10 protein-coding genes are annotated in these 12,889 nt (G+C 62.4%); 5 read left to right on the forward strand and 5 right to left on the reverse strand.

What is annotated here, in order from left to right; translation table 11 throughout:
• Positions 1–484: 484 nt before the first annotated feature.
• The 3 genes from J9893_RS03865 to mscM all read right to left on the reverse strand — a co-directional run bounded on the left by J9893_RS03865 (position 485) and on the right by mscM (position 6,501).
• Positions 485–2,362 carry a methyl-accepting chemotaxis protein gene (locus J9893_RS03865; RefSeq protein ID WP_010673807.1) on the reverse strand — a complete coding sequence of 626 codons (1,878 nt, stop codon included), beginning with the start codon at positions 2,360–2,362 and terminating at the stop codon, positions 485–487.
• Between the two features lie 156 nt (positions 2,363–2,518).
• The gene (locus tag J9893_RS03870; RefSeq protein WP_103255228.1) at positions 2,519–3,196 is read right to left on the reverse strand and encodes a glycerophosphodiester phosphodiesterase; all 678 of its coding nucleotides are present in this window, start codon (positions 3,194–3,196) and stop codon (positions 2,519–2,521) included.
• A 29-nt stretch (positions 3,197–3,225) separates the two neighbouring features.
• The gene (mscM, locus tag J9893_RS03875) at positions 3,226–6,501 is read right to left on the reverse strand and encodes a miniconductance mechanosensitive channel MscM (protein WP_045525588.1); all 3,276 of its coding nucleotides are present in this window, start codon (positions 6,499–6,501) and stop codon (positions 3,226–3,228) included.
• 153 nt (positions 6,502–6,654) lie between these two features.
• Here mscM and J9893_RS03880 point away from each other — a divergent pair, with 153 nt between their 5' ends.
• The gene (locus J9893_RS03880; RefSeq protein WP_210600892.1) at positions 6,655–7,989 is read left to right on the forward strand and encodes an MATE family efflux transporter; all 1,335 of its coding nucleotides are present in this window, start codon (positions 6,655–6,657) and stop codon (positions 7,987–7,989) included.
• A 79-nt stretch (positions 7,990–8,068) separates the two neighbouring features.
• Here the strand turns inward: J9893_RS03880 and J9893_RS03885 are convergent, their stop codons facing one another.
• Entirely contained in the window at positions 8,069–8,896 is an 828-nt protein-coding gene (locus J9893_RS03885) for a M23 family metallopeptidase (RefSeq protein WP_104455478.1), read from the reverse strand.
• A gap of 137 nt (positions 8,897–9,033) precedes the next feature.
• Between J9893_RS03885 and J9893_RS03890 the strand changes: the two genes are divergently transcribed.
• Together J9893_RS03890 and J9893_RS03895 are read left to right on the forward strand one after the other, a co-directional pair.
• A complete protein-coding gene (locus J9893_RS03890) occupies positions 9,034–9,342 on the forward strand; it encodes a hypothetical protein (RefSeq protein WP_210600893.1) in 309 nt (102 codons plus the stop codon).
• Positions 9,343–9,382: 40 nt separating this feature from the next.
• Entirely contained in the window at positions 9,383–10,165 is a 783-nt protein-coding gene (locus J9893_RS03895; protein WP_210600894.1) for a BPSS1780 family membrane protein, read from the forward strand.
• 60 nt (positions 10,166–10,225) lie between these two features.
• Here J9893_RS03895 and J9893_RS03900 read toward each other — a convergent pair whose 3' ends face one another.
• Positions 10,226–11,140, reverse strand: a complete 915-nt coding sequence (locus J9893_RS03900; protein WP_069652134.1) for a LysR family transcriptional regulator — start codon at positions 11,138–11,140, stop codon at positions 10,226–10,228.
• 120 nt (positions 11,141–11,260) lie between these two features.
• Here J9893_RS03900 and J9893_RS03905 point away from each other — a divergent pair, with 120 nt between their 5' ends.
• The gene (locus J9893_RS03905) at positions 11,261–12,118 is read left to right on the forward strand and encodes a Vmh family MBL fold metallo-hydrolase (RefSeq protein WP_104452469.1); all 858 of its coding nucleotides are present in this window, start codon (positions 11,261–11,263) and stop codon (positions 12,116–12,118) included.
• Positions 12,119–12,192: 74 nt separating this feature from the next.
• The gene (locus tag J9893_RS03910; protein ID WP_069652136.1) at positions 12,193–12,837 is read left to right on the forward strand and encodes a protein-disulfide isomerase; all 645 of its coding nucleotides are present in this window, start codon (positions 12,193–12,195) and stop codon (positions 12,835–12,837) included.
• Positions 12,838–12,889 lie beyond the last annotated feature (52 nt).

Consider the following 12,889-nt stretch of genomic DNA (forward strand, 5'->3'; position numbering starts at 1 on the left):
CACGATTTTGCTCTATGAAAAAAATTCAGGCTTGATGCAAGTCAAACTGCTTTGTTTTAGTGCTTGGCAACGGTGATTTTTATTACAACCACCCCATTCCTTGGATGAAAATGCCGTCATTATCGCCATCCATCAGTGATCTGGATCAGCCGTACTCGCTACTCTGGTGATTTTAACTCCAAGATTATACGTAGTTTTCTTTCAAAAAAATGAGAAATGCCTCTCTTTTTGGGTATTACCCATAAAGTTTTTAAGTTTTTTATCAAAACAGTTTAATGATAACTATTATCACGATGACATATCGAGGTTAGGCATCAAAAAAGTAATGCGAATATAGCCATGGCAGACTGGGCCCGTCTCCCACACATGGGCAAAAGGAGATGTCGATCACAGGGTTGAGAGTCTCGAAAGGGGATTATAACCGTTGAAACAAAAAGGGTTTATAAAAAAGGGGCCTGAACGGCCCCTTTCTTCCCATGGTCGATCAGATGCGGAACATGCCGACCTGATTATTCAATTCACCTGAAATATTTTTAAGCTGGGCCGACAGATTGCGGGAGCTGTCCGCATCCACTGCCAGCTCGTCCGAGACATCCTTGACCGCCTGGATGTTGCGGCTCACTTCGTCGGTGACGGCACGCTGTTCCTCGGCGGCGCTGGAGATCTGGGTCGCCATGTCGGAGATCTGGTTGATGGAGGTGGTGATCTGCTCCAGGGCCTGGGTTGCATCGTTGGCATCTTCCACGCTGTTCTGGGCCAGCAGCTGACCCTCGTGCATGGTACTGACGGCGCCCTGGGTGTTGCGCTGCAGGGTCTCGATCATGCTGCGGATCTCGACGGTGGAGCTGTGGGTGCGCTGGGAAAGCACCCGCACCTCGTCGGCCACCACGGCAAAGCCGCGTCCCTGCTCGCCAGCCCGGGCGGCCTCGATGGCGGCGTTGAGCGCCAGCAGGTTGGTCTGCTCGGCGATGCCCTGGATGGTGGAGAGGATGGTGTTGATCTCCTGGGCGTTCTTCTCCAGTTCCTGAATGATGCCGGAGGCCTGCTTGACCTGGGTGGCGAGATCCGTGATGGAGCGCTGGTTGCGGGCAATCACCTGCTTGCCGTGCTCGCAACTGCTGGAGGAGCTGCGGGCCGCTTCCGCGGTCTGCTCGGCGTTGCTGGCCACTTCGACGGCGGTGGCGGACATCTCGTGCACTGCGGTCGCAATCTGGGAGATCTCGTTTTGCTGGCGGGCCAGCCCCTGGTTGGATTTCTCCGCCATGTCGTGGGAAGACCTGGCCTGCTGGTTGAGCTGGGTGGAGGAGTTGGAGATGTCCTGCACCATGACGTGGATGCGCTCGATGAAGGTGTTGACGTGCTTGGCGACGGTACCGACCTCGTCTTCACGCTCGATCTTGATGCGACGGGTGAGATCGCCGTTGCCGCGGGAGAGATCGGCAATGGCCTCGCCCAGGGTTTTCAGCGGTGCCAGGGAGCCGTTGATGGCGACATAGGAGAAGCCCGCCACGATGAGGATGGTCAGCAATCCCTGGATGAGGGCGGAGGTGACCATGCGGGAGACGGACTGGTAGGCGACCGCTTCGTCCACCACGATGCCGAAATACCAGTTGGTGTTGGGGATCTCGGTGAGGTCGAACACGCTCGCCTTGCCGCTGATATCCATCTCGGAGATGGTGTTGTCATGGGCCAGCTCGTTGACCTTGGCTGCCGTCAGCTCCGGGGAGATGGCGGTGGCGGGTTTGAGGGTCAGATCCTTGTCCGGGTGGGCGATGATGGTGCCGTTGCTGTCCACCAGAATGGCATAGGTGCCTTCCGAGTTCATGGCGAGTACGTCTTTCACCAGACCGTCGATGGAGACGTCACCGGCGATGACGCCGTCGGTGTTGCCGCGACTGAAGGGCTCGGCGATGGTGATGATGAGCTGGCCGGTGGTGATGTCGGCATAGGGAGCCGTGATGGCGAGCTTGCCGGCGGCCATGGCGTCCTTGTACCAGGGGCGCTGGCGCGGATCATAGCCGGCCGGCAGATCGGTCGGCTTGCTCTGGATCATCCGGCCATCCTTGGTGCCCACGTAGACGAGATCGAAGTTGCCCGCATTCATGGACTGGGCCAGGTGGCTGAGGGGCTCGTCTTCCTTGGCGAAGGCTTCCTTGGTGGCGGTGACGAGATTGATGCGGGCGTCGAGCCAGCGGGAGATCCCCTTGACGTTGGCGACCGAGCTGTCGTCGATGAAGCTCCAGATCAGCCGCTGGGTTTCACTGCGCAACTGGGAGGTGTTGTACCAGACCTGCAGGCCGGTGATGACCAGAATGATGGCCCCGATGGAGAGGACCAGCTTGTTCTTGATGGATAGGTTCATGTTTACATCCTTGTGAGCGTCAGTCAGAGATCCATGGTGTTTGTTATTGTTATGAGCCAACTCTGTATCGGCTGGCTATGGACTTTATGTATCCCGGTGCACCGCATTTTTTCAATTCTTTTCACCTCCTTGTGGCCTGCCAGGGCGCGCCGATACTCAGCTGAATCGATCTGGCCGGTTGGTGAAGATGCCATCGACACCCATGCTGGCGAGGGCGCTCCCATCACTCACTTCGTCGACTGTATAGACCAGGATCTTGAGCCCCCGGCGATGGGCATCCGCCACCAGGGTCTCGTCGACGAAATCCACGTCGCAGTTCAGTGACCAGGCCCCCAGCGTCTCGGCGAAGGCCGCGCCGTCGAGGGGCAGGCTGGCCGTGAGGGCGCCTATCCTGATTTCCGGTCGCAGTCCCTTGAAGCGTAACAGCTCGGGATGATGAAAGGAGGAAACGATCCAGTGCGCCTGGGTAAAGCCAAGCTCGGCCTCGGCCCGCCTGGTCAGGGCGGCCACCGGCTTGGCGGTGTGGGCGCCCTTTAGCTCGATGTGCAGTTCGCAGCGCCCCGCCACCAGTGCCATCACCTGCCACAGGGTCGGGATCCGCTCCCCGTCCCCCGCATCCAGGCTCGCCAGGTACTCCCGGGATTGTCCGGTCAGCACACCCTGGCCGTTGGTGCAGCGCTCCAGCCGCCGGTCGTGGAAGACCCAGAGCTCTCCGTCGGCCCACTGCACGTCCAGCTCGATGGCTTTGGCACCCAGATCCAGCGCCAGGCTCATCGCCTTGAGGGTATTCTCCGGGGCCAGGCCGCTGGCACCGCGATGGGCAATGATCTGCATGATGGCTCCTGTTGTCGTCTTTGGGGGCTTCATCCCCGGCTCATCCGGATGTCGATCTGCTGATGTGGCAGATGCATGCCGACCTGGCCGAGTTTCTCCAGGATCAGAGAATGTACCTCGTGCGTAATGGGCATCCGGTGATCCATGTTGTTGACGTAGAGCCGGATCTCGTAGATGAGGGCCGAGTCGGTGAACTCGATGAGGAACACCTCCGGGGCGGGCGTATCCAGCACCAGGGTGGACTCGCGCACGCTCTGCTCCAGCAGTTGCTGTACCTGCTTGGGATTCTGGGTCAGGCCGATGCGAATGCGCAAGCGGACCCGGGTGATGGCATCGGACAGGGACCAGTTGATGAACTGCTCGGTGATGAAGGCCTTGTTGGGGACGATGATCTCTTTCCTGTCCCAGTCCACTATGGTGGTGGCGCGGGTCTTGATCTTGGTGACGGTGCCGGTGAGATCCCGGATGGTGACGGTGTCACCCAGGCGGATCGGTTTTTCGAACAGGATGATGAGGCCGGAGACGAAGTTGGCGAAGATCTCCTGCAACCCGAAGCCCAGCCCCACGGAGAGTGCTGCCACCAGCCACTGGGTCTTGGACCAGTCGATGCCGAGCATGGAGAAGCCGGTGAGGGCGCCAATCAGCAGTACCAGGTACTTGCTCACCGTGGTGAGGGCGAAGCCGGTGCCTGGGGAGAGGCTCAGGTGCTGGAGCAGGGTGAGCTCCATCAACCCTGGCAGGTTGCGGGCGGTGACCACCGTCAGGATGAAGGCGAAGACGGTCAGCATCAGATCCTGCAGGGTGATGGCGGAGAGCTGCTCGATGCCGGCCACCTTGCTGCTCACCTGCCACACCTCGATGCTGCTGAGGAAGCTGAATGCCGAGTTGAGATCCGACCATTGCACCACCACCAGCATGGTGAAGCCCAGCATCAGCAGAGTGCGCACCAGGCCGAGGGACTGAGCGCTGATGGTATCCAGATCCAGCTCGGGCTCCTCCACCACATCGGGGATCTCGGAGCTGAGATCGTCCTCTTCCCGCTCCCGCTGCGCCAGGATCTCGGCCCGCTTCTGCTTGGCGCGATCGAAGGCGAGTCGGCGGCGCTGGATCAGCATCCAGCGGTGGGCCAGATAGTAGACGAGCAGGCAGCCGAGCCCCGCCAGCAGGCTCAGCTCCAGCTGGCGCAGCAGGGTGCGGGAGGTGTAGAAGTAGCCGAACAGGGCGCCCAGCACCGCCAGCAGCGGGGCCAGCATCAGGCTGTTCCAGATGAAGTGGTGCAGCAGATGGGGCTTGGTCATGTCTGCCTGACCCCAGGTGAGGGGCAGTTTTTCCCGGTTGAGGCGGGCAAAGAAGAGCAGCAGCCAGAGGGCCCCGATGATGAAGGCGAGGCGTCCCAGTGAGTCGTAGAAGGCGTGCTCCTGATAGCTGCTCGCCATGCCCTGCACGAAGAAGCTCGGGATCAGCACCAGCAGCAGGGTACGAAATTGTCCCCATACTCGCTGCACCCGCTCCTTCTGCCAGCGGAAGTGGAGGATGAGGATCCCCTTCTCCAGAGTGAGGTGGCGCGCCACCAGCAGGGCCAGCAGCAGGAACCAGATTTCACCCAGGCCCCGGGCTACCGCCACCGCGAAGGGATATTGCCAGGCGCCGTCCAGCAGGCCGTGCACCATGAGCACCATGGCGGGCAGCGGCAGGGCGGCGAGCACGGAGCGCACCAGCAACCGGCTGGTGAGGCTGAACTTGTCCTGGGTTACCTTGCCGATGCGCGGGGCAATGTACTGGCTGTATTGAATGAGGTGGCGGGCCAGTTTCAGCCAGCACCAGGCCAGCCCCAGCAGCCCGAGACCAGCCAGGGTCAGGCTCAGGGGGTTGTTCTCGGCGATGGCCCTGGGCAGTTGCAGCCAGTTGGCCGGGTTGAAGGCAAGGCCGAGGGCGGCCGGGACGCCGAGCAGCACCGCCGGGCTCAGGGGGCGCACGTCCGGCATCCAGAACAGATGGCTAGCGCTGAGTTCGCGGATCTCGTCGATCTTGCTGTTCTGACGGCTGTAGAGCAGCTTGAGGCGGGTCTGCTCCTGAATGAGGGTGTCGGAGGCATCGTTGAGCCGGGTCAGCAGTTGCCGCCTTGCCTTGAGCAGGTTGTCCAGCACGGCGCGCTGGGCCCTGTCCAGGGTGATGCCGTCTCCACTGAGCAGGCTGTTGCGCAGCTGGACCGGATCCTTCAGGGCATCCTGCTCGGTCTCGTACTGGTATTTGGCCATACGCGCCTTGACGATGGCGGACTCCAGCCGCTCCAGCGGGAAGTAGGCGGGCAGATCGGCCAGCTTGCTGCGCAGGTTCTCGCCGTAGGCGTTGCTTATCTGCAACCACTCCAGCTGTTCGCGCACCGAATTGACCAGCTCGTTGAGCCCGGAGAGGGAGGTGTCCACCCCCCGTTGCTCGTCCTGCACCCGTTCAATCTGGTCCTCGAGAGCCCCCAGTTGGAGGGAGAGGGCCTGGTTTTGCTGCTGTTGCTCCTGCAAGAGGGGGAGGTCAGAGGTGAGCTGGCGGCGCAGGCGTTCGCTCTCGGCCAGGGCCTGCTCGGTCTTGTCCCGGCGCAGCTGGTTCTGCTGGGCAAGCAGACTGGTCTGCCACTCATCCTCGTCGGTGATGGCGAGGTTGAGCTCCTGCAGCTTGAGCTTGCCCAGATCGTTGCGCTGCTGGGCGGAGAGCTGCTCCAGCTCCAGCATCTGGATCCGGTCGGAGAGGCTCTGCTCTTTGAGTCGGGTGGCCAGTTGCTGGGCCTCCTGCAACCTGTCCGACTCGTTGCTGAAGCTCAGGCGATCGAGCAGGGAGCGGGTCTGGAGCAACTGCTTGCGCAACTCGTCGACCCGCAGGTGATACTCCTGGCCCGTGCTCTCAAGCTGGTTGAGGCTGTCGGTCACCGCCTGACGCTCCTTGCGCAGGTTGAGCTGGCGGTTGCTGCTCAGGCTGATGGCCTGGCGCAGGGCATCCTCCTTGAGGGAGGAGAGGGACGGGCGGGACTGGGGCTGATAGTTGTGCAGCCCCTCCTTGAGACGGGCGGACTCCTTGGGGTAGTCGATGAGGATCTGCTGGTAGGCCTTGCCCTGTTCCCGGTAGCGCTGGGCATCCCGGGCATATTGCAGCGCCTGCTGGTAGCTCTCCCGCAGTTGCTGGTTTTCCGGGGTATCCGTCTTGGGGATGCTTTGCAGCAGCTCCTCTACCTGAGTGATGGCATCATCAGCCTGGACAGCGGAGAAGGGGAACAGGCTGAGACAGAGCATCAGACAGAGCAGGCGTTGCAACATGGCGCACGTTTCCGTTCAGGAGAAGTCGCCCTAGCCTAAAGCAGGGGCCGGGGCGGGTAAAGCCCTCAAGATGAATGATCCACGGCACAAATAACGGGTGATCTGGGTCTTGTTTGGCTATTATTCTGGCCGTTCCCCTTCATTGAGCAATTTATGTCCTCCGTCGATCTGGGCACGGCCCCCCTTTCCCGCCTCTTCTTGCGTTACGTCACCCCCACGGTGGCCGCCATGCTGGTCACCGGCATCTATGTCACCATAGACGGCATCTTCGTCGGCCATATCCTGGGCCAGGACGGGCTGGCCGGCATGATTCTGGCGTACCCCATCTGCGCCGTGCTCTACGCGGTGGGTGCCCTGATCGGCATGGGATCCTCGTCGCTGACCTCCTTCTATCTGGGCAAGGGGGAGCAGGCTAGGGCGCGCCACATCGTCGGCAATGCCCTGGTGATGGTGCTCATCGCCTCCGCGCTGCTCGCCTTCATTGGCATTCGTTACGGCAAGGCCATGCTTGTCTGGATGGGGGCGCAGGGGGTCATCTTCGACGCAGGCTTCGCCTATCTGCAGTGGTACGCCTGGCTCGGGGTGTTCGCGGTGCTCTCCATGGCCTTTACCGCCCTGCTGCGCAACGACGGGCGACCCGGCCTCACCACCTGGATCCTGGTGGGGGGCGGCGTGCTCAACGTGCTGCTCGACTACCTGCTGATGGCGGTGATCCCCTGGGGGCTGGCGGGGGCCGCCATCGCGACCATGCTCTCCCAGGCGGTCACCGGGGGCCTGTGCCTGTGGCACTTCTTCACCCCCCGCAGCCAGTTGCGCATTCGCTGGGATACCCTGGTGCCCGACTGGCGGCTGATGGGGGAGACATTGCGACTCGGGGTGTCGAGTTTTCTGATGTACCTCTACCTCTCGGTGGTGCTGGCGCTGCACAACAAGGCGCTGCTCTCGGTGGGCACTTCGCTGCACGTGGCCGCCTATGGGGTCATCAGCTACAGCGAGGCCTTCTTCTATCTCATCTTCGAGGGGATCGCCATGGGCATCCAGCCTATCGCCAGCTTCAATGCCGGGGCGGGCAACTGGTCGCGAGTGCTGCGGGTACGCAACCTGGCATTGGGAGTGACCATGGCGGTGGCACTGTGCGGGATGATCCCGCTGTATCTGTGGCCGGAGGCAGTGGTTTATCTGTTTGCGGGGGACAATGCTGCCCTGTTGCCGGTAGCCAGCCTCGGTATCTGGCTCTACTTCTGGGGGCTGCCCATGGAAGGCTTGCTGCTGGTGGGGGCCACCTATTTCCAGGCCATCAACCGGGCCCGCATCGCTTCCCTGCTCACCGGCGGCAAGTTGGTGCTGATCGGCGGTTTCCTGTGGGGCTTCTCCTCCCTGTGGGGAGTGGCCGGTGTCTGGCTGGCGCTGCCTACTTGCAGCACTCTGCTGGTCCTGGTGATGTGGCGGGCGATGAACAGGGAGGGGCGCCAGCACAGCGCTGCCTGAGATGTGGTCATGCGTCCATGAAAAAGGCAGCCTCGGCTGCCTTTTTCATTCCCTGCCTGTGGGCGGCAGGTCGCCGGCCTCAGGGCTTGAAGGCGCCGATAAAGATGGCGGGGTCGACGCGGGCGTCGTTGAGGCTGACGTTCCAGTGCATGTGGGGACCGGTGGCGCGGCCGGTGGCGCCGACCCGGCCGACGATGCCGCCGCGGGGCAGGCTCTGGCCCAGTTTCACGTCCACCTTCGACATGTGACAGAACATGCTGATGAGGCCCTGGCCGTGGTCGACGAACACCGTATTGCCGTTGAAGAAGTAGTTGCCGATGAGGATGACCTTGCCAGCGGCTGGTGCCTTGATGGGAGTGCCGGCTCCGACCGCGAAGTCGAGTCCGGAGTGGGGGTTGCGCTCCTCGCCGTTGAAGAAGCGGCGCAGCCCGAAGGGACTGGAGAGCGGGCTCTGGACCGGCTTGTCAAACAGCAGGTTGCTCGGCTGAGCCGGGCTGAAGGTCTGGTAGGCGCGGGTCTGTTCGGCAAGCTCCCGGTTGATGCGGGTCATGTCTTCGGCCAGCGGATTGACCTGGCGGCTGTTCTTGAGCTTGATGTGCTGCTCACGGTAGTGCTTGGTGCCGACTGTGAAACTCAAGGTGCGGCCATCGCTGGTGGTTACCTGATGGGGGCCGGGCGCGCTCTTGAGCGGGATGCCGACGATGGCGATCCACGTCTTCCCTTCTTCCTGTACCACCAGCACAGGCTTGTCCTGATAGCGCACTGCGGGTGCCTTGGCCCCGCTTCCCAGTGGTACCACGGCCACGCCCCCCGGCACCGGGTGGTTGAGCAGGCGGCTGATAAACCCCGGTTCGGCGTGAAGCGCAGGGCTGCCGAGCAGTAGGAGAAGAAAGAAGAGGCGGCGCATGATGGCTCCATCGGATCAGGGGGAAAGCAAGAGGGGGGAGATGATGCCACATTCTGGCGGTGCTGTCCGTCAACCGTGGCCGATAAACTCATCGGCTGCGGCCCAGAAGGACGCAACGGACACGCCATTGCAGCGAGGTGAATGCTCTGGTTGCGGGTGCCTGCTTTCCCTTCGACCTTGCCAGCCTGATCAGGGGGCTGCTGCGCTACCGCATCTTGGGGGCGCTCACGAGCGACAACTGCTTCATCACCATCAGCCTGGCCGGTGTCGGGGTGGGCATGGTCGAGCAGGGGGCCCTGACCCCTATTCCATTCGATACCGCCATCGCGGTACCCTACTCGGCGGCGACCCAGGCCACCGACCACAAGGTGAGGCTCTACCCGACCCGGCTGCCGGGCCAGGTAGCACGCACCGGCCCCATCATGGTCACGGTGAGCGTGCCCTGAGGAGACGCCGCTTCGCCCCTATTTTTCGACGAGGTCAATGATGAACAGTGACAGGGCCCTGCGCCACGAACCCAAACGCCATGGCATAGGACAGGGCTGGATCTGGATCCGCACCGGATTCGACATCTTCAACAAGGGGATGGGTGCCAGCGTGGCGATGATAGTGCTCTGGTTTGTGGTGGGCATCGTGCTGGATCAACTGCCGGCGGGGGGCTTGATCTCCCAGTTGCTCTACATGGTGTGGGGGGCTGGCTGGGTGGCGGTGGCGCGGCGGGGTCACCAAGGCGAGGCGCTGCAGTTTGGCGACTTCTTTGCTGGTTTCCGCCATCGGTTGACCCCCTTGATGCTGGGGGGCCTGATGGTGCTCGGCCTCATCATGGGGATCCTGATGATCTGCGTGTTCCTGCTGCACCAGTGGGGACTCACCGGCCTGTTGTCCGCGGATTCGGGCTCCCTGGCGCTGACCCCGGAGCAGGCACGGGGCTTCCTCGTCTGCGCCCTGGTGGGATTGGCACTGTTCGTTCCCGTGCTGATGGCCATCACCTTCGCCCCCGCCCTTATCCTCTTCCATCAGGTCGGGGTCTGGCAGGCAGCCAGGCTCAGCTTCAAGGGATGTCTGCGCAACATGTGGCCCTTCCTCTGGTGGGGGCTGCTCGGGGCCGTGCTGATCTTCTTTGGCGCACTCCTGATGCTGGTGGGCCTGCTGGTGGTGCTGCCTGCCATCAACTACTCCATCTATGCCGCCTATCACGACATCTATCTGGAGGATCAGGAGGCCGAGGAGGGAGAGACCCCGGTCAAGGCATTCGGTTTCGAAGCCTGACCGGCACAGGATGGAGCAAAGAGGGGCCGCGAGGCCCCTTTTTTGTGCGGCTCGCAGGGATCAGAGAGAGGGAGGGGCTTCCTGCCACAGGGGATCGTCCGCCATCCGCTCCACGAGAAAGTCGAGGAAGCTGCGCAGCAGGGGGGACATCTGTTTGCGGGTGCCATAAACGGCATAGACGCCGAGGCGCTTGGGCTGCCACGGGGTGAGCAGGGGGACCAGGGCGCCGCTTGCCAGATGGGGGTGAACCGAGTAGGCGGGTTGCAGGCTGATCCCCGCCCCTTCCAGGGTGGCGGCCAGCAGCAGGTTGGAGATGTTGGCGCTGAGGTTGCCGCTCACCGGGACGGATTCGGGACCATCGGGCCCCAGAAACTCCCACAGGCTCTTGCCGAAATAGGTGTAGGTGAGGCAGTTGTGCAGTGCCAGATCCTGCACCTGCTGCGGCGGAGCATGGCGGGCCAGGTAGGCGGGACTGGCGCACACCACCGAGTGGCAGGTGCCGAGCCTGCGGGCCACCAGGTTGGGATCGAGGTCGTTGGTGATGCGCAGGGCGAGATCGATTCGCTCCTCCACCAGATTGACTGTCCGGTCCAGCAGCAGGATGTCGATCGCCGTGCCGGGGTAACGGGCCAGGTAGTCGTTCGCCGCCCCGACCAGCAGGGCTTCGGAGAGAGAGTAGCTGCAGGTGATGCGCAGTTGCCCCTTGGGGGCCTCGTCATGGCGGATGGCCAGGTGTTCCATCTCTTCCCCCAGGGCCAGCATGGCTCTGGCCCGGTTCAGCGCCTCTTCTCCTGGCCCGGTCAGGCTCAGCCGGCGGGTGGTGCGGTGCAGCAATCTGGCCCCCATCCAGCGTTCCAGCTCGGCCAGGTAGCGCGACACCATGGCACGGGACATCTCCAGTTTCTCCCCGGCGCCGCTTAGGCTGCCCTGTTCCACTACGCAGACAAAGACCCGCAATGCGGTCAGCCTATCCATCTTGTGCCCCTATATGCTCGATTTGTGCAACAGTGATGCGCCTATTATGCGGTATTTGTATCGATGGTGATGCAATAAACTGCGCTCATTCCATTAATCCACACCGATGAGCGTTATCTGATGAACAACACACTGCGTACCCTGACCCTGACCAGCCTCCTGATGACGGGTTCCGCCCTGGCGGCCCCCCTGACCGTGACCGTCTACAACCCCGGCGAGAAGGCCATCTTCCCCGTCTCCTCCTCACTGGTAACCGGTGACAAAGAGGCCATCCTGATCGATGCCCAGTTCGATGTGCAACATGGTCAGGCGCTGGTGGACATGATCAAGAAGAGCGGCAAGAAGCTGACCACTGTCTATATCAGTGCCGGTGACCCCGACTTCTACTTCGGTCTGGAACCCGTCATGGCTGCGTTCCCGGATGTCAAGGTGCTGGCCGACCAGCATGTGGTCGACCATATCAAGCAGACCAAGGATGCCAAGCTGAGCTACTGGGGCCCGATCCTGGGCAAGGATGCACCCAAGAGCCTGACCGTGCCGCAAGTGATGACGGCCAGCCACCTGACGCTGGATGGCGAGAAGATTGACATCAAAGAGATGAACACCCCGAATGCTTACCTCTGGGCCCCTTCCATCAAGACGGCCTTTGGTGGTGTGCCGGTCTACAGCGGTGTACACGTCTGGATGGCGGACAGCCAGTCCAAGGCCGCTCGCAGCCACTGGGTCAAGGCGCTGAACAATCTGCTGGCGCTGAAACCTGAGCGCGTGGTGCCGGGTCACTTCCTGGGGACTGCGCCCAAGGGTACCGAAGCCGTGACCTTCACCCGTGACTACGTGCAGCGCTTTGAGCAAGAGCTGGCCAAGACCAAGCACTCCGGCCAGCTGATTGAAGCGCTGAAGAAGGCTTACCCCTCCCTGCCGGTCGATGATGGCCTGGCCATCGGTGCCAAGGTCAATACCGGCGAGATGAAGTGGTAACTCCCTGACGCCTACATCCCTGTGTTTTTTTCCGGGCCCGAGGGCCCGGTTTTTTATCCAGCATTGAAGCGAGAATGATGATGAACGAAGCGCAAACAACCCTCCATTATGTCTATGACCCCCTCTGTGGTTGGTGCTATGGCGCCGCCCCCCTGCTGAAAGCCGCTGCCGAGATCCCGGGCCTTCGCATCGAACTGCATGGGGGGGGCCTCTGGATGGGCGCCAGGCGCCAGGCCATGGGACAGCCCCTGCGGGACTATGTGCGCCCCCATGACGAGCGCATCCATGCCCTCACCGGACAGCGCTTTGGTGAGCGCTACTTCAACGAGCTTCTGCTCAACGAGTCACTGCTCCTCGACTCCGAGCCGCCCATACGCGCCGTTCTGGCGGTGAGCGAGCTTGGCGGCGACGGCCTTGCCTTGTTGCACCGCATCCAGGAAACCCACTACCGGGATGGGGAATGGGTCGGTTCCCCGACACGGCTGGCGGCGCTCGCGCGGGAGCAGGGGCTGACACCGGAGGCATTCGCCCTGGCCTTTGGTCGGGTCGATCTTGTGGGCCATCTGGCCACAAGCCAGGCGTGGCTGCGCCGGCTCGGCGGGCAGGGGTTCCCGACCCTGGGATTGATGCAAGGGGAGCGCGTCGTTGCGCTGCCTGTCTCCTCCTATCTGGGAGAGCCAGCGGCGTTCGCGGATCACATCGCCTCCCTGATGGGGTGAGTCTCTCGCCCATCGCCTGCGGCTTGTCAAAGGAGAGGGAGAGGGCAGACCC

Origin of the sequence: Aeromonas sp. MaB10011B (assembly GCF_017939325.1) — a bacterium.
Taxonomy (GTDB): domain Bacteria; phylum Pseudomonadota; class Gammaproteobacteria; order Enterobacterales; family Aeromonadaceae; genus Aeromonas; species Aeromonas caviae.

Coding starts and splice junctions, on each gene's coding strand:
- J9893_RS03885 (WP_104455478.1), bottom strand. CDS start 8,896: ATGCGCCGCCTCTTCTTTCTTCTCCTACTGCTCGGCAGCCCTGCGCTT.
- J9893_RS03870 (WP_103255228.1), bottom strand. CDS start 3,196: ATGCAGATCATTGCCCATCGCGGTGCCAGCGGCCTGGCCCCGGAGAAT.
- J9893_RS03910 (WP_069652136.1), top strand. CDS start 12,193: ATGATGATGAACGAAGCGCAAACAACCCTCCATTATGTCTATGACCCC.
- J9893_RS03865 (WP_010673807.1), bottom strand. CDS start 2,362: ATGAACCTATCCATCAAGAACAAGCTGGTCCTCTCCATCGGGGCCATC.
- mscM (WP_045525588.1), bottom strand. CDS start 6,501: ATGTTGCAACGCCTGCTCTGTCTGATGCTCTGTCTCAGCCTGTTCCCC.
- J9893_RS03905 (WP_104452469.1), top strand. CDS start 11,261: ATGAACAACACACTGCGTACCCTGACCCTGACCAGCCTCCTGATGACG.
- J9893_RS03900 (WP_069652134.1), bottom strand. CDS start 11,140: ATGGATAGGCTGACCGCATTGCGGGTCTTTGTCTGCGTAGTGGAACAG.
- J9893_RS03895 (WP_210600894.1), top strand. CDS start 9,383: ATGAACAGTGACAGGGCCCTGCGCCACGAACCCAAACGCCATGGCATA.
- J9893_RS03880 (WP_210600892.1), top strand. CDS start 6,655: ATGTCCTCCGTCGATCTGGGCACGGCCCCCCTTTCCCGCCTCTTCTTG.